This is a genomic window from Duganella sp. AC917 (assembly GCF_979258245.1).
On record NZ_OZ409848.1, the window covers coordinates 6,381,294 to 6,404,105 of the forward strand.

The window sequence follows — 22,812 nt, forward strand, 5'->3', positions numbered from 1 at the left end:
GGCGCGCACGCCGCTCAGGCGGCCGCCGGCGCCGCCTCTTCGCACCACCCCTGGACGATGTCGAACACCTGCTGCGGCGCGATCGCCAGCATGCAGCCGCAGCGCGCCGGATCGGTGCAATTGCCGCAGGCCTGCGCCGTGACCAGGTTGTGCGCGCGCGGGCCGATGGCGGCCCAGCGCGTCGGATCGATCGGCTTGAGCGGCGGGAACAGGCCCACCACCGGCCGGCCCAGCGCGGCGGCCAGGTGCAGCGGCCCGGTGCCGCTGGCGATCAGGCCGTCGCAGCCGCCGATCAGCGCCGTGAACGCCTCCAAGTCGAGGCGGCCGCACATGTTTTCCACGTTCGGCAGCGCCAGCAGCGCCGGCGCCTGTTTGGCGATCAGCTCGCCCTCGGCGGCGCTGCCGGTGATCAGCACCCGCACGCCGCCGGCCGCGCCCAGCATGCGCGCCAGCGTGGTGTAGTGCTCCAGCGGCCATTCGCGGCCGTTGCCGTTCGATTTGGGATGCAGGATCAGCTTGAAGCCCGGCGCCGCCAGCACGGCGTCGGCGGCCGGGTGGCGCGGCGTCGTCAGGCCGTACAGCTTCCACACCTGTTCCAAGGTCGGCACAAAGTCGATGCCCAGCGGCAGCAGCAGCTTGAAGCTGAGCTGGGCCTCGTGCAGCGGCGTCCTCTTGGCGCTGATGTTGATCAGGCGGTTGGCGGTGAACCAGTGGTAGACGCGGCGGCTGCTGCCGACCCGGCGCGCGATGCCGGCGCGCAGCGCGGCAATCGCCAGGTGGCGTCGCGGGAAGGCGAACAGCACGGTGTCGCATTTGGCGCGCGCCATGCCGCCGGCGGCGTCGTCGCCGAGCTCCTCGAGCGTGAGCACGCGGTCGACATGGCGGCACTGGGCCACCACGGCGGCGGCGTAGCGGCGGCACAGGAAAACGATTTCGGCCTGCGGGTAGATTTGCTTGAGGTAGCCGGCCAGCGACAGGGTCAGCACCACGTCGCCGATGTTGTCGGTGCGCGTGATCATGATGCGGCGCGGCGGCGGATTATGCCGCGCCGCCAGGCACAGGCCGCTCAGGCCGCCCACCAGCAGCACGTAGAACGGCTCGGGCGCCAGCGCCAGCGGCAGCGCTCCGTCCAGGCTGAAGCCGACAAAGGCCGCCACCAGCACCAGGCCGGCCAGCGCCAGCGGGTGCTGGCCCCGGTCCGGGCGGCGCAACTGGACAATGAAGTGGCACAGCGGCGCCAGGTACAGCAGCAGCAACACGGCGCCGTCGAGCGCGGTTCCGGTGGCCAGGTAGCGCTGCACCTCGTCAAAGGCGGCGCCGATACGCCCGGCCATGCCGACGGCCGGCATCACGCAGGCGATCACCAGCGCCAGGCCGCACAGCGCCAGCAGGCGGCGGTCGCCCAGCGCGCGCGCGTACACCAGCAGCGGGATCAGCGCCAGCGCCAGGGCCAGCCAGCCGTGCGCGCCCGTCAGCAGCGACGCGGCCAGGCCGCACAGCAGCGCCAGCGCGGGCAGCCAGGCCAGCCGCGTGTGGCGCAGCGCGCCCGCGCCGCACAAGCCCATCAGGCCGCAGGCAAGCGCCATGTCGCCGTAGGCTGGCGCGGGATGCAGGCCGGCCTCGCGACCCGGCAGGTGGTACAGCGCCAGCAGCGCGGCCAGCAGGCCGGCTGCGCACAGCCCGCTCCAGAGCTGGCGCGCGCGCGGGCGCAAGTGGTACATGACGCCGATGCCGGCCAGGCCAAGCAAAGCCAACAGCGGCGCCGGCGCGCCAACTCCGGCGCCGGCCGGCATCGGCTCGCCCGAGACCGCGCGCAGCAGCGCGACGGCGAACCAGGCGCAGAAGGCGGCGATCACGCCGGCCAGTTCGACGCCGTAGCGCTGGTAGACATTCCAGACGGGACGCGCGCGCAGCAGCACAATCGGCACGAACATCAGCAACAGCGCCACTTGCGCCGCGCCGACGCCGTAGCCGGCCGCCAAAGCCAGCGCGGGCAGCGCGAACAGCAATGCGGAAGCGAACGGGCTGCCTGTCTCGGTTAGCGGCAGCGAGTTACTTGCAGTATTCATGGGCGCGAGGATGGGTGGCGGCGGGCCGGGATGGTGTGGGTGGAACGGTCCGATTATAACAGTTCATTGCGGCACTATCTGGCCAACGGCAAGGGCCGCCGGCTCCTGTTGCTCGCGCAATCCGCGCACCGCCCAGGTGCAGCGTTCGACCGCGCGCTGGCGCACCAGCGCGCGGTTGCTGCGGGCCTGGTCGCGGGCGTTTTCGCGATGCCACAGGTGGAACACTTCGGTGGCGAAGGCGCCATCCTTGCGCATCACGCCGGCGTTAAACAGGCGCATCACCAGATCGGCGTCCTCGTGGCCCCAGCCGAGGAAGCTCTCGTCGAAGCCGTTGACCAGCTCGAGGTCGCTGCGCCAGACGCCCAGGTTGCAGCTCTTGATGCGGCGCCATGTAAAGCGTTTGCTGCAGCGTTGCAAGTCGGGCAAGGTCATCATCAGTTGCAGCACCTTGTTGAGGTCCCCGCCGAGGCGCCAGCGCAGCTTCTGGGCCAGGCTCAGGCGCTGCAGGTCGATGTGCTGTTCCAAGGTTCGGCGGGTGGCCGCTTCGCTCAGCAGCACGCGGCTGCCCGAGACCAGGTGGCCGCGTTGCGCCAGCTTTCTGTGTTGGCTGATAAAATTTCGCTGCGGCACGCAGTCGCCGTCGAGAAAGATGATGTAGTCGCCCTTGGCGGCCAGGGTGCCGAGGTTGCGGGCGCGGGCGGCGCGGAATCCCTTGTCTTCCTGCCACACATGGCGCACCGGCAGCGGCGCGCGCGCCTGCAGCGCGGCCACGGCCTGGCGTGTGTTGTGGCCCGAGCCGTCATCAGCGATAATGATTTCGTACCCCAGGTCGGACTGCGCGAAGCACGCGTCGACCACGGCCGTGAGCGCATCGGGCCGGTTGTAGGTAGTGATGACGAGTGAAATATTGACGGCTGACATGTAATAAGCGCTACAAATGCCCTGTAGTAATAATATCTAAAAATGAATGAATAATACCTTAACCAAGTTCACCGTCCGCACTGTCTTTATCCACAGCCTGGTCTTTTGTTTGCCGTTTCTGGTCTTGATTACCAACTTTGGCGTGGGCTTGTGCAGCGTCGGGTTTTTGGTGTTGGCACTTTACCATTGGCGCCGGGCGACGCCAGCGTTGTTACCTCATGTTACTGAGATTCGTGGCGTTTTGATAGCGTTCGGGCTGTTCCTGCTGGTCGCGGCGGTGATCGCCGCCATGCCCGACGGCCGCACGCGCAACCTGGAAAAACCGATGCGCATGCTGCTCTCGGCCACCGCCATGCTAAGCGTGCTGGTGTGCAGGCCCAGCCGCAAGGCGCTGTGGTGGGGACTGATCGCCGGCGCCTTCGCCGGGGCCGGGTTCATCGCCTACCAGCGCTGGGGCCTGGGAATGGAACGCCCGGGCGGTTTGATCAACGCCATCACCTTCGGCGACCTGATGCTGTGCATGGGCTTGCTGTGCCTGGCCGCCACGCTCGATTTCGCCGGCCGCGCCGCTATCTGGCCCGGCCTGGGCGCGCTGGCCGGCCTGGTCGGCTCGATCGCCACCGGCACGCGCGGCGGCTGGGTCGCCATTCTGTTGTCGTTGTTGCTGCTGGTGCGCTACGGCCACGTGCTGCGCGGCCGGCTGCGCAAGGGCTTGGCGCTGCTGGGGCTGGGCTTGCTGGTGAGTACCTATTTCATCCCGCAGACGGGCGCCCGCGACCGCTTCGACCAAGGCATCAGCGACGTGCGCCAGTACGTTGATGGCGAGCAGCAATACACCAATGTCGGCGTGCGCCTCGAATTGTGGCGCACCGCCTTGCGCGTGATGGAGCGCCATCCGCTGCTGGGCGCTAGCGAGCGCGACGTCAGGCAGCAGCTCGAGCACATGGTCGAGACCGGCGAGAGCCGGGCCTTCGTGCTCGAGTTCGAACACTTCCACAACGATATCCTGCAACAACTGGTCTACGGCGGCGTCATCGGCCTGCTGGCCTGGCTGGCCACCCTGGTCGTGCCTTTCCTGTTTTTCCTGCGGCAGATGCGCCATCCCGGCGTGGCCGCGCCGGCGCTGGCCGGCATGCTGCTGACGTTGAGCTACTTCAGTTTCGGCCTGACCGAGGTGATTTTCTGGTCGACGCGGGCGGCGATGTTTTATGCGCTGATGCTGTTCGTGCTGGCCGGCTTTTGCCTGGCCGGCAAGCCCGTGGTCCCGGCCGCGCGGACGGCGCCATGAGCGCGCCGCGCATCCTGGTCATCTCGCCCAACTGGATCGGCGACGCCGTGATGGCGCAGCCTTTGCTGCAATTGCTGCGCGCCGCTTATCCGGAGCAACCGATCGACGTGCTGGCGCCGCCTGCGGTGTCGCCCGTGTGGCGCCAGATGGCCGAGGTGGACGAGGTGCTGGAGACGCCGTTCCGCCACGGCGCGCTGCAGCTGCGCGAGCGCTGGAAGTACGCGCGGCTGTTGCGCCGGCGCGGCTACGACCAGGCTTACGTGCTGCCCAACACGATTAAATATGCGTTGATTCCGTGGCTGGCCGGCATCAAGCGGCGGGTCGGCTACAAGGGCGAGAGCCGGCACGGCCTGATCAACGTCATGCATCGGGACGAGACGCCGCCGCGACCGATGGTGGCGTTTTACGCCGCGCTGGCCGGCGCGCCGTTGGCTACGCAGCCGCAAGCATTCCGGGCCGCGCTGCCGCGTCCGCGGCTGGTGGCCAGCGCCGCGCAAATCGCCGCCGTCTGCGCGCGCACCGGCATCGATCCGGCGCGGCCGCTGGTGGCGTTCGCGCCGGGCGCCGAATTCGGCGGCGCCAAGCGCTGGCCGGCGCGCCATTTCGCCGGCCTGGGCCAGGCCATCCTGGCTAACGATGCCACTACGCAGATTGCCTTGCTCGGCTCGCCCAAGGACAAGGACGCGTGCGCCGAAGTGGCCGCCGCCATGCCCGCCGGCGCGGCCGTGTTCAACCTGGCCGGCGCCACCAGCCTGGCCGAGGCGATCGCGCTGATCGCCCGCACGGCGGCGGTGGTGGCCAACGATTCGGGATTGCTGCATATCGCCTCGGCGCTGAACCGGCCGGTGGTGGCGCTGTACGGACCGACCGATCCCGGCCACGCGCCGCCGTTCTCGGACCTGGCCGCGTCGATTTCATTGCGGCTCGATTGTTCGCCATGCAAGCAGCGCGAGTGCCCGCTCGGGCACCAGAACTGCATGGTGCAGATGGCGCCGGCGCTGGTGTGGCAAAGTTTGCGGCCGATGCTGGCCATGTGAGCCGCGCGCGCGGAACACGACGGGCCGCCTTGCGCGGCCCGTTTTTGTTTCCCGCCCTAGTCGGTCACGGGGTAGTTGAAACGGCTGACCACGCCGGCTGGCGTGACCACCGTGACGGTCAGCGCGCCGGTACGCAGCGTGTTCGAACACACCAGGCTGGAAGCGTCCTGCGAGGCGTCGCTGATCATCGGCACGTTGTACGTCCACGCTGCCGAATCGGCGGCGCTGGTGTTCTGGACCGTGTAGCTGGAGCCGCCCATCACCGTGCCGTTGCTCGCGGTGAGCGTGATCACGGTGCCGGCCGGCAGCGGATTGCCGGGCCGGTCGAACAGCCACAGCGGATCCCCGGCGTGCGCCGAGCGCTGGTTGCCGGCGAACACGGTCGGATTGTCGTCGCGGATGGCGAACTGGAAGCTGCGCGGCGTGTTGACAAAGGGCGTGCCGTTGACGCACTGCGCCAGTGCCAGCGTGCCGATGGTCGGCGCGCCGTTGACCGCCTGGTTCAGCAGCGTCACGTTGGCCGCGCTGTTCGACAGCACCATCACCATGCCTAGCCGCACATGCACCGTGTTGGCGTTGCCGGTGTTGACGTTGGGCGCGGCCTGCAGCACGCCGTTGTAGGCGCCGTTCCCGCTCTGGTTCCAGCCGCCGCTGCCATTCGAATCGATGTATTGCTCGCCGCTGGCGCGCACCGCGCTGCCGGTTTTCCAGACGTCGTCGGCGCCGTTGGCGTTGCCGTCGGTGACCGCGCGGTCGTTGCGGAACGGCTCGCCCAGGTCGGTGTAGCTTTCCGTGCTGTCGAACTGGTTGTTTCCGTTGGCATCGATGAAGCTCTCCTCGCCCAGCGCATACGCGAGGACGGTGACGCGGCCGTCGGCCGGGCGCGGATTGCCGGCGCAGTAGCGCACCGTGCATTCGCCCGGCGTGCCCTTTTGCGTGATGACGGTGCCATCGGTCAGGGTGGTGCTGGTCAGGCCGGTCAGGCACGAGGCATCGATAGAGCCGCCCTCGGCGGTGAAGCTGACGGCGGTACCGTCCGGCGCCGGATTGTGGAAATGGTCGGCCAAGCGGGCGGTGACAACGGTGCCGGCCGGCGCGGCGCAGCCGGCGAACTGGCCGCCTTCGATATTTTTGACCAGCGCGCTCAGCGTAAAGCTGTTCTGTTCCGCCACCCCGGTTGACACCACGAGTTGGTCCGACAAGCTGCTCAGGGCGGTCCCGGGCAGGCTGGCCGTCACGCGCACCGGCGTGTTGACCGTCCCGGAGGCGACCGTGGTGGTCACCAGTCCGTCGGCGCCGGTGGTGGCGCTGGCCGGATTGAGCGTCAGGCCGCCGGCGCTGGTGTTGAGCGCGAAAGCGACGGCCTGGCCGGAAACAGGGTTGCCGCTGCGGTCGAGCACGCGGAAGGTGACGGTGGCGCTTTCCTGGCGCCCGGCGCCGCCGGTACCCTTGAGCGCAATGTTTTGCGGCAGGGCCGACACGAATGCCAGCTGGCCGGCGCTGGCCGGTTGCACCGTCAGGCTGGCGCTGCTGCTGACCGGAGTGCCGTTGAAGGTGAAGCTGGCGGTGACCACGTCCACGCCACCGCAGCCGAGGTCGGTGTACGAGGTGCTGGCCACGCCGTTGACGGTGACGACCGGCGAGGCGATGCGGGCCTTGCCGTTGGCAACGCATGGCGACGTGAAGCTGACCGACTGCGCCGGCGCATACGGTGCGTTACCGTTGAGCACGGTGGCGGTGAGGCTGGCGGTGCCGCCGGCGGCCAGCGTGGCCGGTGCGATCACCGGCGCGCCCAGCGTCAGCTGCGGCGCCTGCACGCTGTAGGCGGCGCTGCCCGACACCGGCACGTTGGCGACCGTGGCGGTGGCGCTGATCGCGAACGCACCCGATGCGGTGCCGGCGGCCAGCGTGATGCTGGCCTTGCCGCCGGCGTCGGTGATGGCGCCGCCGTTGGCCGGCGTGAACACGGCGGTCTTGTCGGTGCTGGTAAAGGTGACCAGCGTGGCCGGCACCACCAGACCGGCCGCATCCCGCACGACGGCGGTGACCGTGGCGGCGCGCTCCGGCGTGATGCTGCTGACGACGGCGCCGGCGCTATCGGTCAGCGCCAACGTGACGGCCGACTTCCCTGTTGGCGAAGTAGCGTTGCCGCAGCCAGGCAGGCTGGAGGGCCGGCTGGGATCGATCGTGGTGCAGCCGCCCGAGGCGCCGCCGGAGCCGCCGCCGCACGCGGTCAGCGCGATGGCGACCAGCGCGGTGCCGCAGGCGGCGATAAGGTGGCTGGCCCAGCGCTGGGATGGTGTGGTTCTGAGCATGATTACTCCTGAATGAAAAGGGGGGCGGCGCTGATTCATCGTTAATAGCGCATAGTTAATAGCGGTCCATGGGGCAAGCGGGTGCGTTTTGTGGTTGCTGCCAGGCGCGGCGCGGGTACCCGGATCGAACCTGCATGGTCGCTGCCAAGCACCAGCCGTAGCGACAGCCCGCCGGGCAGTCCGGTCACGGGCAACAGCATCGCCGGGCCGTTGAGCGCCAGGCGCGCCAGGTCGGCGCGCGCACGCTGGCCGGGAATATATTCGATGACGGTGCGGCGCTGGTGGTGGCCGCGCTGGTTGACCACGTCGGTGTTGGCCGCGGTGGCGACGCCGCTGGACGCCAGTACCCGGCGGGTACGTTCCCCAAGGCCGCGCACACCGTTGCCGTTGACCACCTGGAGCCGGATCGATTGCGCCGGGCCGGCATCGGCATCCACATCGGCATCGTGACGCTGATCGGCGCCGGCTGCCTGCATCGCGTCCGGCGCGGCAAGGGCGCGCAAGCTGAATTCGTTCGGCGCCACTTGTACCAGTTGCAGCCGTGGACGGGCCGCCGAGTCGTCCGGCGCAGGCTGCGCCGCGACCGGGTCGGCCGGCGCCGGCGTGGACGCCGACGGCATCAGGCCGGCCAGGTTGGCGCGCGCCTGCGCGTGCGTCGGATCGATCCGCAGCGCCTGCTCGAACGCCTCGCGCGCCTGCCCGGACCGGCCCTGCAACTGGTACAGATAACCGAGGTTATTGCGCGGCTGGGCCGCCTGCGGGAACTCCGCCAGCAACTGTCGCAGCAGCGCGATCGCTTCGGCCTCCCGGCCCTGTCCGGCCAGTAGCACCGCCTGTGCGTTGCGGGCTTCCAAACGGTCCGGCCGCAGCGCGATCGCCCGGGCGAACGCCTCGGCGGCGGCGGCCGGTTCGCCACGCTGTTGGTGGTAACGCCCCACCTGGTAGAAGGCGTCCGCGGCGTCGCCGCCGGCGTGTTCGATGCGCGTCATCGGTTGCACCGCCCATTGCGGACGGGTGGGCGCGGCGCCGCAGGCGGCCAGCAGCGCGCACGGCGTCAGCAGCGCCAGCAGCCGCAGCAGCGCGGAACGAGGACCACGGCACGCCACGGTGGCCATCAATTGGTCCCCGTCAGCGACGGCAGCAGGTTGCGGTAAATATTTAACACCGCCGGGCCAAGCAGCACCACGAACAAGCTCGGGAAGATGAAGAAAATCAATGGGAACAGCAGCTTGAGCGAAATCTTGGCGGCCTGCTCCTCGGCGCGCTGACGCCGCTTGGTGCGCAGCAGTTCGGACTGCACCCGCAGCGAATCGGCGATGCTGGTGCCGAAGCGGTCGGCCTGGATCAGCAGCGTGACCAGCGCGTCGACATCCTCGACGCCGGTGCGCAGCGCCAGGTTGCGCAGCGCTTTTTCCTTGGCGCTGCCGGCGCGCAGTTCGAGTGTCACCAGTTGCAGCTCCTCGGCCAGCACCACGCTTTTGAGGCCGATCTCGTTGGCCACCCGCGCCAGCGCCGCGTCCATCGCCAGGCCGGCCTCGACGCAGACGGTCATCAGGTCCAGCGCGTCCGGGAAGCTTTCAAAGATGTCGCGCTGGCGCTTCTTGAGCACGTGGTTGAGCACGACGTTGGGCAGGTAGTAGCCAAGCCCGGCGGCCATAACCAGCCACAGCATCTTGAAGTCCCCCGGCCCGGCCGCGCGGCTGCTCAGGTACAGGAACACCAGTAGCGGCAGCGCCACGGCCAGCCCGGTCTTGCCGGCATAAAACAGGCCCGGCGTCGAGGGCGTGCGCCAGCCGGCGTTGATGAAGCGGGTACGCACCGGCGAATTTTCCCAGCCCTCGGTCGGCACCGACAGCTTGGCCAGCGGCGCGGCCAGGTTGATGGCCGCCTCCACCCAGCGGCCGCTGCGGCGGGTCACCTGGCTGCGTTCCTGCAGCGCTTCGAGCCGGTCCTTGACAGGGTTGACCGTTAGCAGGCGCACCGCCAGCAGGATGCCGCCGAAGACAAACACGAACAGCACGGCCAGGAAAATGATCTGGATCAGGGTCATGGCGCCTCCTCAGACCCGGATATGGGTGATTTTGCGGATCGCCAGCACGCCGATCAGCATCATGCCGGCCGCGCCGTACAGCATCTTGCGTCCCAGCGGGTCGACGAACAGCGGATCGAGCGAGCCGGGATTGGCGATCATGGCCAGGCCGCCGACCGCGAACGGCAGCAGTCCCAGCACCCAGGCGGACATGCGGCCCTCGGCCGACATCACGCGCACCTGGCCGAGCAGTTTGAGGCGGTCGCGGATGATGGCGCTGATCGAGGTCAGCAGGTCGGTCAGGTTGCCGCCGGTCTCGCGCTGGATCAGCACGGCGATGACGAAGTAGCGCAGATCGGTGCTGGGCACGCGCGTGGCCAGGTTCATCAGCGCGTCCGGCATCGACACGCCAAAGTTGACCTCGTCGAAGACGACGCGGAACTCGGCGCCCAACACATCGCGCATCTCCTCGCCGACCATCTTGAGCGCGGTGGGAAAGGCGTGGCCTGCGCGCATCGCGCGGCTCATCATGTCGAGCGCCTCGGGCAGCAGCCGTTCGATGTGGGTGATGCGCAGGCGGCGCGCGCGCATGGCCTCGAGCACCGGCAGCCAGCCGCACAGCGCCGCCAGCACCACACGCGCGAGCCATGGCAGGCCCATGCTGGAGAACACGATGAAGCCGATCAGCGCGCAACCGAGCATGAGCGCGCACAGCTGCGCCGTGGTCATCGTGCGCCCCGCTTGCAGCAGCAGCCGGTCGAGCCGGTCGATGCCGGGCAGGGCGGTCAGCAGGCGGTTCAGTCCGGGATCGCGGCTGTAGGTGCGCTCCTTGGTGATCGACACGGCCAGTTCGGTGCCGCTGTCGCCGATGGCCGCGCGCAGGCGGCGGGCCACGCGTTCGGCCTCGGGGCTGCGGGTTTTGTTCCAGCCGGTGAAAACGCCCCACACCAGCAGGCCGACGGCGCCGAACACCAGCGCGCCGAACAGGATCAGACGAAGGTCCATGGCGGGTCCTATTTGGTCACCGGATCGAAGGCGCCGGTGGAGACGTTGATGCCGAAATTGCGCAGGCGCTCGATGAAGCGCGGGCGCACGCCGCTGGCGGTATGGTGGCCGTGCACCGCGCCGTCGTCGCCCAGGCCGGTCTGCTTGAAAGTGAAAATCTCCTGCATCGTGATCATCTCGCCCTCCATGCCGGTCACTTCCTGGATCGACATGACCTTGCGCTTGCCGTCGGTCATGCGCGAAACCTGCACCACCACGCCGACAGCCGAACTGATTTGCTGGCGCATCGCCTTGGTCGGCAGGTTGGCCGCCGCCATGCTGATCATGTTCTCCAGCCGCGTCAACGCGTCGCGCGGGGTGTTGGCGTGGATGGTGGCCATCGAGCCCTCGTGGCCGGTGTTCATCGCGCCCAGCATGTCGAGCGCCTCGGCGCCGCGCACCTCGCCCAGGATGATGCGGTCGGGGCGCATGCGCAGCGCGTTGCGCACCAGCGCACGCTGGCTGACCTCGCCCTTGCCCTCGATGTTGGGCGGCCGGGTTTCCAGGCGAACCACGTGCGGCTGCTGCAGTTGCAGCTCGGCCGCGTCCTCGACGGTGACGATGCGCTCGGTGCGGCCGATGAAGCCGGAAATCACGTTGAGCATGGTGGTCTTGCCGGAGCCGGTGCCGCCGGAGATCAGGATGTTGACCTTGGCCTTGCCCAGCCCCTGCAACACCTCGGCCATGTCGGCCGTCATGCTGCCGTAGGCGACCAGGTCGGCCAGGCGCAGCGGGTCGGCCGAGAAGCGGCGGATCGACATGATCGGGCCGTCGATGGCCAGCGGCGGGATGATGGCGTTGACACGCGAGCCGTCCGGCAGGCGGGCGTCGACCATCGGGCTCGACTCGTCGATGCGGCGGCCCACGCGCGAGACGATCTTGTCGATGATCTTCATCAGGTGGGCGTCGTCGCTGAAGGTGACGTCGGTCAGTTCCAGCTTGCCGCGCCGCTCGACGTAGATCTGGCGGTGGGTGTTGACCAGGATGTCGGACACGGTCGGGTCCTCGAGCAGCGGCTCGAGCGGGCCGAAGCCGAGCATTTCGTTCTGGATGTCGCGCGTGAGCGTCTTGCGCTCGGCGTCGTTGATGACGACCGCGTCTTCCTCGAGCAGCTTTTCGACCAGGTTGCGCAGCTCGTTGCGGATCTGCTCCTGCGTCAGCCGCTGCATGCTTTCCAGGTCGACCCGGTCGAGCAGCTGCGCGTGCAGGCGCTGCTTGAGCTTCTGGTAGGCGCGGTTGTCGATGGCGACGGCGCGCTGGCCGGCCACGCGGGTTTCGCCGCTTTCGAGTCGTTCGCGCAGGGAGATCGGTGGAGTGGACATGGTGGTTTAGCCTTGGCGGATGGACGCGGACAAAATAGGGTGGCGGAGCGGGGACGGCGGGGGCGCCGTCACGCCTTGCGCGGACGCAGTTTGGACAACCAGCCGCCGCCCTGCGGCTCGGGCGCGGCCTCGCCGCTCAGGCTGCGCGCGAGCTCGACCAGCGCCGTGCTCAGCGGGCTGGTCGGCGCCAGCTGGATCACCGGCACGCCCTGGTTGACCGAGCGGGCGGCGGCGTCGTAGTGGTTGGGCATGGTGATGCTGACGTCGGTGTCGAAGGCGCCCTCGAGATCTTTGAGCTTGATTTCGCCGCCCTTGTCGTGGCGGTTGACGATCACCTTGATCTTGTCCTTGGCGTATTCGAGCGAGCGGAACACGTTGAGCATGCGCTTGCCGTCGCGGATGTACGGCAGCGTGGTTTGCAGCACCGGATAGATATTGTCGGCGTGGTCGAGCGCGCGGATGGTCACCGCGTCGAGGCTGCGGCCGACGTCGAGCAGCACGAAATCATAGTGGCGCCGCGCCAGCTTGAGGATGGCGTCGATGTGGTCCGGCTTGACGTCGTTGGCGTGGGTCGGGTCCGACGGCGCGGCCAGCACACCGTAGTTGGGCAGGATGGCCAGCATGCTCGAGGCCAGGAACGACGGGTCGAGGCGGTGGATCTGCTGGGCCACGTCGCTCAACGTCGCCAGCGGCTTGTGGTCGGAGACAAACAGCGAGGCGTCGCCGAACTGCAGGTTCATGTCGATCAGCGCCACCTTGTATTTGCCGCTGGCCGCCAGCGCGTAACCGAGGTTGGTGGCCAGGAAGGTGGCGCCGCTGCCGCCTTTGCAGGAAATGAAGGCCAGCACCTTGCCGCTGGCCTGGCTGCGCCGTTCGAGTTTTTCGCCGATCCGTTCGATGGCCGTGTTCAACGTGGCGCTGGTGGCCGGCGACGGCAGCACCTCGCGGATGCCGGCGCGCATGGCGTGCATCAGGAAATCCGGGTCGCGCTCGCTGCACAGCGCCACGCACGCGACGCGCGGATGCTGCGCCGAGAAGCGCTCCAGCAGTTCGAGGTCGCCGTCATCGACCGACGGCCGGTCGATCACCAGCACGTCCGGCAACTGTTCTTCGCCCAACATCGACAGGCGCGCCACGCCGTTCAGGTGGTCGACCTCGTCGGAGGGCGAGCGCGCGCGCAGCATGCGCATGACGTCGGCCAGGTGTCGCTCATCGCGGGAAATGACGGCTATCTTCAATTTGGTTCGTGCTCGCTGGTAGGTGGTCCGGCCGCTTACTTGAGGCCGGAACCGATGGTGAAGCCGCTTTGTTGCTGCTGTCCCTGCGACGAATAGGAGCGCTGGTAGTTCTCGTAGGCGGCCGCGGCCGCTTGGGCGTCAAGACCGTTGACGGGCCGGCGGTCGTCGCCGGCGCGGGGATCGAGCGTTTGCTGGAGCACCGCCGCGCGGGCGCTGGCGCCGAACTGGCGGTCGATATTGGGCGACATCGCGCAGCCCGACAGCGCGCAGGCGGCGGCCAGCGCCAGCAGGGAGGCGGCGCGGCGGCCGATGGAAGCGAGGTTGACAGGCATGGTCCGTCCTATTTCACGTCAAAGCCGGTGGCGCCTTGCGGTGCCGGCGGCGCGCTGCCTTCGAGCTTGCCGCGCAAGAAGAAGTCAGTACGGCTCGGCTCGCTATACGCGTCGGTCGGCAGCTTGGGATTGGGCGGCAACGGCTTGGCCAGGTGCGGCGTGACGATGAACACCAGCTCGGTGCGGTCGCTCTGGAAATCGCTGCTGCGGAACAACGCGCCAAGGATCGGTATCTCGCCCAGTCCGGGGAAGGCCTTGATGTTGGTGGTGACGTTGTTCTTGATCAGGCCGCCGATGGCGAAGCTCTGGCCGTCGTATAGCTGCACCGTGGTGCTGGCGCGGCGGGTGGTGAACGACGGCAGCACCGACGTCGCGGTGCTGGTGCTGGAGGTGATGCCGATGCCCTCGCGGTTCAGTTCGGACACCTCGGGCGCCACTTTCAGGTTGATGCGTCCGCCTTCGAGCACCGTGGGGGTGAACTTGACCGCCACGCCATACTCTTTTTCTTCCAGCGTGATGCGCGGAAAGCCGCTGGTGCTGTCCTGCGACACCGGGATGAAGATCTTGCCGCCGGCCAGGAAGCTGGCCTCCTGGCCGCTGATGGCCATCACCGTCGGCTCGGCCAGGATCTTGACCAGGCCGTCGTTCTTTTGCGCGTCGAAGGTGAGGAATTTGCCGTTCTTCGAATTGAAGGCATCGATCTTGCCGGGATTGCCGCTGAGCAGATTGCTCAGCAGCGTATAGGTCCAGCTGCCGCTGTTGCCGACCAGGCCGACGCTCGCCCCGAGCTGGTCGACCAGGGTCTTGGAAATCTCGGCGATGCGCACCTCCAGCATCACCTGTTGTGGCGCGGCCACGCCCAGCATATTGATCACGCGGCCGCCCGCGCCGGCCGGCGCCGCGCTGTCGGGCGCGGCGGCGGTGGTGGCCGGCGTCGCGGAAGATAGCACCGCCGCCGGGTCGCCGCCGGCGGCCGGCGCCGCTGCGGGGGCCGCCGCCGGCGCGCCGGCGCGGCTGTTGCGTTGCACGTAGGCGCCGGCCACCGCCATGACTTGCGACGCCTTCACCGAGTCGCTCACCACGCCCGACAGGATCAGCGCCCCGCCGGAGACGGTGATGCGGATATCTTTTTCGTTGGGGAACAGCTGATCGAACTGCTGGCGCAGCGCCGTGGTGTCGAGGCCGACCACGATGTCGATGATGGTGGCCTGGTTGGCCTTGTTCCACAAGATCAGGTTGGTCGAACCGGTGGATTTGCCCAGCATATAGACTTCGCGCGGGTTGATCAGCATGACGTCGGCCACCTTGGCGTCGCCGACGGCCAGCCGCGCCACCGGATACGGCAGGTGCATCAAGGTCGACTTGCCCTCGGAAAGGTTCATCAGCGGGGCCAGTTCGGTGCTGCGCGCAGTACCCGCGGTGGTGGCGGCCGGCGTGGCCACCGGGGCCGCCGGGGCTGCGGCCGCGGCCGGCAGGGCGCACCACACGGCCAGCGCGGCGCTGGCCAGCAGCGGAAGACGGGAGGGCGCCGGCGGCGCCGCGCGCGTGAATGCAGTCATCAAGGCTATCTCTCTGGTGAGGGGCTGTATCGTTTAGAACTGCTGGGAACTGCGTTCGAGGCCTTTGATCATCTCGACCTTGTCGCCGGCCGGCGCCGGGCGCGGTGGCGGTGCTCGCGGCGCGACGGGGGCGGCCGGGGCCGGCGCCGGCACATGCGCCACCGGCTGCGGCTTGCCTTCGTCGAGCAGGCTGCTCTTGGTGGCGCCCTCGGTGTTGGCCGACAATGGATCGATCTGGTTGCGCAGCACCAGCGACAACGTGCCGACGCTGCGGGCCAGGTCGAGCTTTTCGACCTGCTCGGGCGTCAGCTCCAGCGTCACGGCGTTGACCACCTTGGGCTTGGTGTCGTCGCGGTTCGATTCCTGGGCGATGGCCAGCACCAGGATACGTTCCAGCACGATCTTGGAAATGGCTTGCTCGCGCACGCCGGTGTCGCCGCCGCTGTCGCTCTGGGTGTTGACCAGGATGTCGACGAAGTTGCCCGGCAGCGCGAAGCCGGCCACGCCGACGACGTCGTTGACGCGCACCGTCATGGCCCGCTTGCCGGCCGCGACCACGGCGGACAGGCCGCCGTTGGTGCCGGCCGGCGCCAGTTTGCTTTCCATCAGCGGCTCGCCGCGCAAGATGCCGGTGCGCGTGATGCGGCCCTCGAGCGCCTTGGCGTCGACGATGGCGCCGGGCGGCATCGAGTTGACCGGCCAGTCGACCATGTGCACCAGCTCGGGCGTAACGCGCGCGCCCATGCCGATGTCGAGCAGCGCCACGGCGACCTTGTTGCTGTTGCTGGCCGACTGGCCGGCGATCCACTGGGCCGCCAGGACCACCGCCGCCAGCGCCATCACCAGCGCCACTCCTATCATCGTCAACGCCCGCGTATTTCTCATGCTGTGCTTTCCAGGTTATGTCGTGCTCAGGCCGGCGTCGGCCGGTCGCGGCGTTCGCGTTCTTGTTTCTGTTGTTCGCTGACCCGGCGCGCGCCGGCGCCGGCGAAGTAATTGTTCCAGGCCCAGTCGAGCGCACGCCGGTCGACGCGCGCGGGCGTGTTTTCGTAGCGGGCCAGGTCGCGCACCTGACGGATCAGGTCGCGCGGATAGCAGGCCAGCAACGGCGTATCTTCTTTTGCGTGGTGTTCGGTGAGCAGGTAGGCGAAGGCGTCGGCATCGAATTCCATGCCGTATTGCGTGCACGCCTGTCGGAAAAGCAGCTCATATTCCGCCTGGGTTTGGGGCGGCACTTCGATCTTGTAGGCCAGCCGGCGCAGAAAGGCGCCGTCGGATAATCGCTCTGGCAAGAAGTTCGAGGAGAATACCACGACTACATCAAAAGGGACCTGAAAAATGTGGCCCGTATGCAACGAAAGATAATCCACGCCACGATCCATCGGCACGATCCAGCGGTTCATCAGTTCCAGCGGCGAGCAACGCTGGCGTCCCAGGTCGTCGATGATAAAGATGCCGTTGTTGGCTTTCAAATGTGGCGGCGCCTGGTACAGCCGGGTGTTGGGATCGAAGCGCAGATCCAGCATTTCAAGTGTCAGTTCGCCGCCGGTGAGCGCGGCCGGCCGCTGCACGCCGCGCACCCAGCGCGCGTCGAGCTGGCGCAGCAGTTCGCCGCCCTCGGCCGGCTCGGCCGGGTGTTCGCCGGCGGCCACGCGGTGTTGGACCGGGTCGTAAAACGGCACCACCTCGCCGTCGACCATGATGGCGTGGGGCACGGCGATGACGCCGTGTAGCAGGCTGCACAGGCGCTCGGCAAGGAAGGTCTTGCCGCTGCCGGCCAGACCGTGGATGAACATCGCGCGGCCCGAGTTCATCGCCGCGCCCATCTGGTCGAGCACGCCCTGGTTGGCGACCACGTCGTGGAAACCCGCGCGCACATGCTCACGCGTGACGTGCAGGTGGCGCACGCTTTGCGCGGCCACCTGGGCCACGTAGGCGGCCAGGGTGACCGGCGCCGGGCCGGCATAGGCGTTGCGGTTGAGGCAGGCGATGGCGCGCTGGGCGCCCGCTTCGGTCAGGTTGTAGGTCAGGTCGGCGTCCGTGCCGCTGTGGCCGCTGCGCGTGACCTCGACCAGTTTTTCGGTGCGCAAAAACGTTACCAGCGGCGTGATCGCGCTGATGCTCAGTTTCAAATGGCTAGCGAGTTCGGGAAGCCGTACTTGTCCGCGCTGGAACAAGACCTTGGCCACCAGTTCGGTCAGGAACAGGAAGGGCAGTCCAGTTTCCTCGATGCTGCGTGGCGCGCGGGCGTTGGCCGGAGCGTCGCGCTCGGCGTGGGCGGCCATGAGGTCCGGCTCGGCGTGCATGAAATCCTTGTCGTGAAACTGATATGAAGATTGTCGACAGATAATTGATCTACGTCAACGTCAGGTGTCTTGCGTGGCAAAAATAAGACACACTTTTCACGAAAACAACGCTTTGCCCCGCCATGCGCCCCAGACCAGATACGGCAGCGTGCCGGCGGCGATCGCCACCGCATAGGGCAGGCGGCCACTGGCCTCGGCCGGCGCCTCGATCTTGGCCAGGCCGCCGCCGAGACTGCGCATGAAAGCGTACACGCCCATGTGGTAGGTGTTGTGCAGCATGGCGCGCAGCCGGCCGGTCCAGGCGGCGACGGCGATCGCCAGCACGCCGCCGGCCAGCAAGGTCAGCACCACGCTGATTGCCACCGCAAGCGGACCGATGAAAGCGCCCACCATGGCCATCAGCTTGACGTCGCCGGCGCCCAGCGCGCGCATGGCGTACATCGGCAGCAGCATCCCGAGTCCGGTGGCCAGGCCGGCGAGCGACCATAGCAAGCCGATACCCCCCTGCGGCGTGATGAACAGGCCGGCGCCTTCCGGGTACAGGCTGTTGAGCGCGATGCCGAGCACGGCGCCGCCGAACACCAGCAGGTTGGGAATGCGGCGCGTGCGCAGATCGTTCCAGACGGCCAGCGCCAGCAGGGTGCACAGCAGGATCAGGGGCAGCTTGTTCATGACGCGTTCAGCCAGAAAGGAAGGGTGTGTCGATAGTAGCGCAGCATGTTTGCGCAGGGCAAAAAAAATGGACCGGCGCGGGCCGATCCCGTTTGCGCTTGAATCCCGCTTACACCGCGGTGCCGCCGAGGGCAACGATCACTTCATTGAACCTGGCCTTGACCTGGGTGCCAAGCGAGGTGGCAGCTACGCCGACCACGACGGCAATGCCGGCGGCGATCAGTGCGTACTCGATGGCAGTGATGCCGGCTTCGTCGTGGATGAAATTTTTGATCGCGTGCATGGCGGTTCCTTGGTGTCGTTCGGGGTTATGAAACGGATGCATAGCGCGTGTCGGCAAACAAGTTTGTGGTATGCCAGCAAATCAACTGCGCTACGGTGTGTTGAATTTTACGTAAGCTTGTCATGCATGGCAGCGGACGGATGTCACTTTGCGGTCGGGAGTAACGTCATGATTTCGGCCCCGGCAGCGTGACAAATGTCATGCGCGCAGCCGGCTGTGCGGTGCCTGGCTCGGCGCGGACATAAAAAAAGACCGGCACAGGCCGGTCTTTGTTTTCGCGGTTGGCGCGATTACACTGCGGTGCCGCCCAGTGCGACGATCACGGCGTTGAACTTGGCCTTGACCTGGGTACCCAGGGCGGTGGCGGCCGTGCCGACCACGACGGCGATGCCGGCGGCGATCAGTGCGTACTCGATGGCGGTGATGCCGGCTTCGTCATTGATGAAATTCTTGATGGCGTTCATGATGGTTTCCTTTTGCGTGCGGAGCGATTAGACAGCGGTGCCGCCGAGGGCGACGATCACAGCGTTGAACTTGGCTTTGACCTGGGTACCCAGGGCGGTGGCGGCGGTACCGACCACAACAGCGATGCCAGCGGCGATCAGGGCGTATTCGATGGCGGTGATGCCGGCTTCGTCATTGATGAAATTTTTGATGGCGTTCATGATTGGTTTCCTTGTATGTAGTGAGATTGCGAAAGTTCCTGCGGCATTTCACTAAAACGGGGATCAGGTTTTAGGTCCTAAGAGTGCTAGCAGCGTAATGATGACCACCACTGAAACGAGCGCGGCGATCAATGCATACTCGATCAGGCTGGCGCCGCTGGCATCGCCGATGAACCGGCTGATGACGCGCGTCCTACCTTTTGATCCTTGCATCCCGCACTCCTGTTGGTCGTTCCTGGCTGACGTCTTATCAGCTGTTTCATTTGCGCTGCTGATGTAATGAATTCTACGGATGATCGTTTTGCGCCACATCAGACGGATGTCATTTTGTCGGCGGGAGGATCGTCACCATATGCGCGCGCCGCCGCGTGACAAATGTCACGGGCGCGGCCTGCCGCCTGGCTTGGCGGGGGAAATGCAGGGGGGGTGGCGCGGCGGGAAGCCGGCGCCGTGTCACGCGATGGGCGTGTTCAAGCCGTGCCGGGTGGCGTAGACGTACAGCTCGAGCCGGTTGGCGACGCCGAGCTTTTGATAGATCGTCGTCAGGCTGTTGCGCAAGGTGGGCTCGGCGATGAACAGCTTGGCAGCCAGGTCCTTGTTGGGCGCGCCGTTGCTGTCGGCGACGATGGCGACGATCTTGCGTTCCTTGGGCGTGAGCGCGGCGATGCGCGCGGCCTGCGGATCGGCCGGGGCCGGCGCGACCATCTTGTTGAGCAGCGCCTGCATCAGCGCCGGGTCCAGGCACAGTTCGCCCCGATGGACTTGCTCGATGGCCGCCAGCACCACCTCGGCCGGCGCCTCTTTGCCGACCACGCCGCGCGCGCCGAGGCGTACCGCTTCGCTCAGCAGCGACTGGTCGCGGTTGCCGCTGAGGATCAGCACGCGCGCGCCGCTATCGGCCAGCAGCGCCGGCAGGATCTCGATCGAGCTGCGTCCCTCGAGGTCGAGGTCGAGCACGATCAGGTCCGGCCGCAGCCGGGTAGCTTCGCGCAAGGCGCTGTCGTTGTTGTGGGCCGTGCCGACCAGTTGCAGCCGGGCGCCGGCGCTTTCGATCAGTTTTTCCAGACCCCACAGCATGGTTTTGTGATCGTCCACCAACAGCAGGCGGATCGGGGAGGCGGTGGCAGTGCTCATGACGTGTTCCAAGGTTAGACCGGAATGGCAACGCTGACGACGGTGGCGCCGCGTGCCAGGTGCTCGATCGCTATCGTACCGCCAAGCGCGGCGGCGCGCTCGGCAATCGAGCCTGGCAGGAAGTTCACCGCGGGCGCTTGCGGACTGTCGTTTTCGATGCGGATCAGCAGCTGGCCGTCGACATTGCTCAAGTCGATCAGTCCGCTGCGCGCGCGCGTGTGCTTGCGGATGTTGCTCATGCCTTCATTGACGATCTGGAACACCTCGGCGGCCAGGCGGTCGCTCACGCTCAGATCGGCGGCCGCGCGCACCTCGATGCCGATGCCGTAGAACGACTGCACCTGGCCGGCCTGGCGCCGCAGCGCCACCAGCAGTTCGGCCTCCTGCCGCGCGGCGCCCTGGCGTACGGTCTTGGCAAAGGCGCGCATGTCGGTGATGACCTGGGAAGTCATGTCGAGCAGACGGTCGAGTTCGATGGCGGCGGCATGGTCGGCCGCCAGGCTTTGGCGCACGGCGCTGATGCCATGCCGCAAACCGATGTAGGGCTGGATGGTGGTGTCGTGCAGGTCGCGGGCGATTTTTTGCCGCTCGCGGAACGCCGCGTCCGACGCCAGGCGGTCGAGCAGCATGATGTTTTCAATGACGGGGAACACTTGCGCCGCCAGCTGTTGTAAAAACACCGCATCGCCGCGATGCAGCCGGTGCCGGTCCGACACCAGGTAGATGCGCCCCTCGCCTTTGCGCAGCGGCACCGGCGCGCTGACGAACCAGGCCGCGTCGAGCAGGTCGGCCAGCGGCTCGACGGTGTCGGCACTGAGGCGCTGCCAGCTTGGGGCGGTGCGCGCGCGGCTCCACGCTTCGCGCGTGCGCGGCAGGCGCGCATGCAGCGCGCGCCCGTACTGGACCAGGTGGTCGGCCGGGAACGCCAGCAGCGGCGCGGCGGCCGCCTCGCTGAGCATGGACTGCGTGCCCTGGCGCGCCTGGCCTTGGGCGCTGGTCGAATGCAGCCGCCACAGCTCGTCGGGACCCTCGCGCATCAGCAACAGGCACTGGCTGGCCTGGTGGAAGTCGCGGGTCTGGTGCAGGATCGAAGCGATGGTCTGGTCGACGCCGAAACGTGGATTGGACAATTGGCTGACCTGGCGCAGCAGGCCAAGCCGGCGCCGCTGTATCAATCCCAGTCCACCCCAGTAGGCGATCATGTAGCCCAGCGCGAGCACAAAGGTGGTGCGCAATAAAAGCTGGGCCTGGTTGGTGCTGTTGTTTGCCAGCCACGTCGCCACGGTCAGCGCCAGCGCCGAGGCCAGTGTGATGCGCGCGCCTTCGTCAAAGCCCCATTGGAACGACGACGTCAGGATCACAAAGAAAAAGAACGGAAAGAAATAGCTGCTGCCGCCGCCGCTGCAATAGATCATCAGGCAGTACCAGCCAAGGTCCAGCCAGTACACCACCTTGCCGTGCCAGAACGGGTTGCCGTGGTAGCGCGCGGCCACCAGCAAGGTGGCGCTGTGCACCAGGTAGCCGGTGAAGATGAGCCAGGTCAGCGCGCCTTGCGTGCCGCTGGCGCCCATGTCGTCCGGCGCGATGAACAGCGTCAGCAACGCCGAGACAGCCAGCAGCAACCGCATGATGAAGATCATCGATGCGCCGGCGACGTCGCGGTTACCTTGGTGTGTTGCTGTCTGCATGAAAGTTGTGGCTAAGCTGTCCAATGTGTTGCTCTCTCCCGGCCTGTAGGACGTATACGGTTGCCCAACAGCATTGGTTTCACTATAGTGACATAAATTAGAGGATAGTCAAAATAGTTGCGCTCACGACATGTCGGAGTCTACGCATAGAAGCATGCCCTGTCCAGCGGCGTCTGGGGACGCCGCCTGGCGCCGGGGCGGCGACAATCGCCGGGCGCGCGCGGGTGGTGTTGAAAGAAAACATTAAATGACTACGCGAAACAAAACAAGCGCGCTACAATGACATACCGCCACCCCGATCCAGTGGCGCCGGCCCCGGCGCGCAAGTTGCCCGGTTCGCCCCCGCCGCAGTGCCGCGCGTTGTCCGCTCCCGCCTGTCCCCTCGCTGTCCGCCACACGGAAGCCTTTTGATGAACTTGAATAGATACCCGCGCAGCCGGCGCAACGGCGCGCAGCACGGTTCGGCGTCGGTCGAAATGGCGCTGATCGCCCCGGTGTTGTTTTTGATGCTCATGGCCGTGTTCGAATTTAGCATCGTGTTTTTCACGTCGCTGACGATGCAGTACGCGGTGCGCGAGGGGTCGCGCTACGCGATCACCGGCCAGAGCGACCGCGACCCGGCCGCCAGCAACCATCAGCGCTACCTGGCCATTATTCAGGCGATCAAAGACAACTCGGTGGGGATGTACAACTCGGTCAATCCTGTCATTTCGGTCAACAACACCACATACGCCACCGCCAACTCCTACTCCGCGACCATGTTCGGCGGGCCGGACGACGTGGTGGTGATCCGGCTCGACTGCAGCTGGACGATCGTCACGCCGATCGTCGGCGCCCTGTTCCAGGGCGGGAAGCTCAACTTTTCCGTGGCCACGACGATGCGTAACGAATCCTACCAGCCATGAGGGCC

At 67.2% G+C, this 22,812-nt stretch carries 22 protein-coding genes; 3 read left to right on the forward strand and 19 right to left on the reverse strand.

Annotated elements, in window-relative coordinates:
- Positions 1-14: 14 nt before the first annotated feature.
- Together ACZ0BA_RS27855 and ACZ0BA_RS27860 are read right to left on the reverse strand one after the other, a co-directional pair.
- The gene (locus ACZ0BA_RS27855; RefSeq protein ID WP_463454376.1) at positions 15-2,069 is read right to left on the reverse strand and encodes a glycosyltransferase family 9 protein; all 2,055 of its coding nucleotides are present in this window, start codon (positions 2,067-2,069) and stop codon (positions 15-17) included.
- A 63-nt stretch (positions 2,070-2,132) separates the two neighbouring features.
- Positions 2,133-2,990, reverse strand: coding sequence for a glycosyltransferase family 2 protein (locus ACZ0BA_RS27860; RefSeq protein WP_463454377.1), 858 nt, complete (start codon positions 2,988-2,990; stop codon positions 2,133-2,135).
- A gap of 241 nt (positions 2,991-3,231) precedes the next feature.
- Here ACZ0BA_RS27860 and ACZ0BA_RS27865 point away from each other — a divergent pair, with 241 nt between their 5' ends.
- Together ACZ0BA_RS27865 and waaF are read left to right on the forward strand one after the other, a co-directional pair.
- On the forward strand, positions 3,232-4,278 hold the full coding sequence (locus tag ACZ0BA_RS27865) for an O-antigen ligase family protein (RefSeq protein ID WP_463454378.1): 1,047 nt from the start codon (positions 3,232-3,234) through the stop codon (positions 4,276-4,278).
- Positions 4,275-5,315 carry a lipopolysaccharide heptosyltransferase II gene (gene waaF, locus ACZ0BA_RS27870; RefSeq protein ID WP_463454379.1) on the forward strand — a complete coding sequence of 347 codons (1,041 nt, stop codon included), beginning with the start codon at positions 4,275-4,277 and terminating at the stop codon, positions 5,313-5,315. Before ACZ0BA_RS27865 ends, waaF begins: the two co-directional genes overlap by 4 nt.
- Positions 5,316-5,371: 56 nt before the next feature.
- Here the strand turns inward: waaF and ACZ0BA_RS27875 are convergent, their stop codons facing one another.
- The 17 genes from ACZ0BA_RS27875 to ACZ0BA_RS27955 form a co-directional block, all read right to left on the reverse strand.
- Positions 5,372-7,630, reverse strand: coding sequence for an Ig-like domain-containing protein (locus ACZ0BA_RS27875; RefSeq protein WP_463454380.1), 2,259 nt, complete (start codon positions 7,628-7,630; stop codon positions 5,372-5,374).
- A gap of 41 nt (positions 7,631-7,671) precedes the next feature.
- Positions 7,672-8,745 carry a LytR C-terminal domain-containing protein gene (locus tag ACZ0BA_RS27880; protein WP_463454381.1) on the reverse strand — a complete coding sequence of 358 codons (1,074 nt, stop codon included), beginning with the start codon at positions 8,743-8,745 and terminating at the stop codon, positions 7,672-7,674.
- Entirely contained in the window at positions 8,745-9,680 is a 936-nt protein-coding gene (locus tag ACZ0BA_RS27885) for a type II secretion system F family protein (protein ID WP_463454382.1), read from the reverse strand. Before ACZ0BA_RS27885 ends, ACZ0BA_RS27880 begins: the two co-directional genes overlap by 1 nt.
- Before the next feature lie 9 nt (positions 9,681-9,689).
- Positions 9,690-10,664, reverse strand: coding sequence for a type II secretion system F family protein (locus tag ACZ0BA_RS27890; RefSeq protein WP_463454383.1), 975 nt, complete (start codon positions 10,662-10,664; stop codon positions 9,690-9,692).
- Positions 10,665-10,672: 8 nt separating this feature from the next.
- Complete coding sequence (locus tag ACZ0BA_RS27895; protein WP_463454846.1) at positions 10,673-12,010, reverse strand: CpaF family protein; 1,338 nt, start codon at positions 12,008-12,010, stop codon at positions 10,673-10,675.
- A gap of 83 nt (positions 12,011-12,093) precedes the next feature.
- Positions 12,094-13,263, reverse strand: coding sequence for an AAA family ATPase (locus ACZ0BA_RS27900; RefSeq protein ID WP_463454384.1), 1,170 nt, complete (start codon positions 13,261-13,263; stop codon positions 12,094-12,096).
- Between the two features lie 35 nt (positions 13,264-13,298).
- The gene (locus ACZ0BA_RS27905) at positions 13,299-13,595 is read right to left on the reverse strand and encodes a hypothetical protein (protein ID WP_463454385.1); all 297 of its coding nucleotides are present in this window, start codon (positions 13,593-13,595) and stop codon (positions 13,299-13,301) included.
- Between the two features lie 8 nt (positions 13,596-13,603).
- The gene (locus ACZ0BA_RS27910) at positions 13,604-15,154 is read right to left on the reverse strand and encodes a type II and III secretion system protein family protein (RefSeq protein WP_463454386.1); all 1,551 of its coding nucleotides are present in this window, start codon (positions 15,152-15,154) and stop codon (positions 13,604-13,606) included.
- A gap of 33 nt (positions 15,155-15,187) precedes the next feature.
- The gene (cpaB, locus tag ACZ0BA_RS27915) at positions 15,188-16,039 is read right to left on the reverse strand and encodes a Flp pilus assembly protein CpaB (protein WP_463454387.1); all 852 of its coding nucleotides are present in this window, start codon (positions 16,037-16,039) and stop codon (positions 15,188-15,190) included.
- A gap of 26 nt (positions 16,040-16,065) precedes the next feature.
- Positions 16,066-17,460: an ATP-binding protein gene (locus ACZ0BA_RS27920; protein WP_463454388.1), complete on the reverse strand. Its 1,395-nt coding sequence runs from the start codon at positions 17,458-17,460 to the stop codon at positions 16,066-16,068.
- A 96-nt stretch (positions 17,461-17,556) separates the two neighbouring features.
- A complete protein-coding gene (locus ACZ0BA_RS27925) occupies positions 17,557-18,132 on the reverse strand; it encodes an A24 family peptidase (protein WP_463454389.1) in 576 nt (191 codons plus the stop codon).
- 109 nt (positions 18,133-18,241) lie between these two features.
- Positions 18,242-18,415, reverse strand: a complete 174-nt coding sequence (locus ACZ0BA_RS27930) for a Flp family type IVb pilin (RefSeq protein ID WP_463454390.1) — start codon at positions 18,413-18,415, stop codon at positions 18,242-18,244.
- Positions 18,416-18,705: 290 nt separating this feature from the next.
- Positions 18,706-18,879 carry a Flp family type IVb pilin gene (locus tag ACZ0BA_RS27935; RefSeq protein WP_315399693.1) on the reverse strand — a complete coding sequence of 58 codons (174 nt, stop codon included), beginning with the start codon at positions 18,877-18,879 and terminating at the stop codon, positions 18,706-18,708.
- Between the two features lie 27 nt (positions 18,880-18,906).
- On the reverse strand, positions 18,907-19,080 hold the full coding sequence (locus ACZ0BA_RS27940; protein ID WP_315399693.1) for a Flp family type IVb pilin: 174 nt from the start codon (positions 19,078-19,080) through the stop codon (positions 18,907-18,909).
- Positions 19,081-19,143: 63 nt separating this feature from the next.
- Positions 19,144-19,392: a Flp family type IVb pilin gene (locus ACZ0BA_RS27945; RefSeq protein WP_463454391.1), complete on the reverse strand. Its 249-nt coding sequence runs from the start codon at positions 19,390-19,392 to the stop codon at positions 19,144-19,146.
- Between the two features lie 141 nt (positions 19,393-19,533).
- Positions 19,534-20,214, reverse strand: coding sequence for a response regulator (locus tag ACZ0BA_RS27950; RefSeq protein WP_463454392.1), 681 nt, complete (start codon positions 20,212-20,214; stop codon positions 19,534-19,536).
- A gap of 14 nt (positions 20,215-20,228) precedes the next feature.
- A complete protein-coding gene (locus ACZ0BA_RS27955; RefSeq protein WP_463454393.1) occupies positions 20,229-21,902 on the reverse strand; it encodes a sensor histidine kinase in 1,674 nt (557 codons plus the stop codon).
- 410 nt (positions 21,903-22,312) lie between these two features.
- Here ACZ0BA_RS27955 and ACZ0BA_RS27960 point away from each other — a divergent pair, with 410 nt between their 5' ends.
- Positions 22,313-22,807 carry a TadE/TadG family type IV pilus assembly protein gene (locus ACZ0BA_RS27960; protein ID WP_463454394.1) on the forward strand — a complete coding sequence of 165 codons (495 nt, stop codon included), beginning with the start codon at positions 22,313-22,315 and terminating at the stop codon, positions 22,805-22,807.
- Positions 22,808-22,812 lie beyond the last annotated feature (5 nt).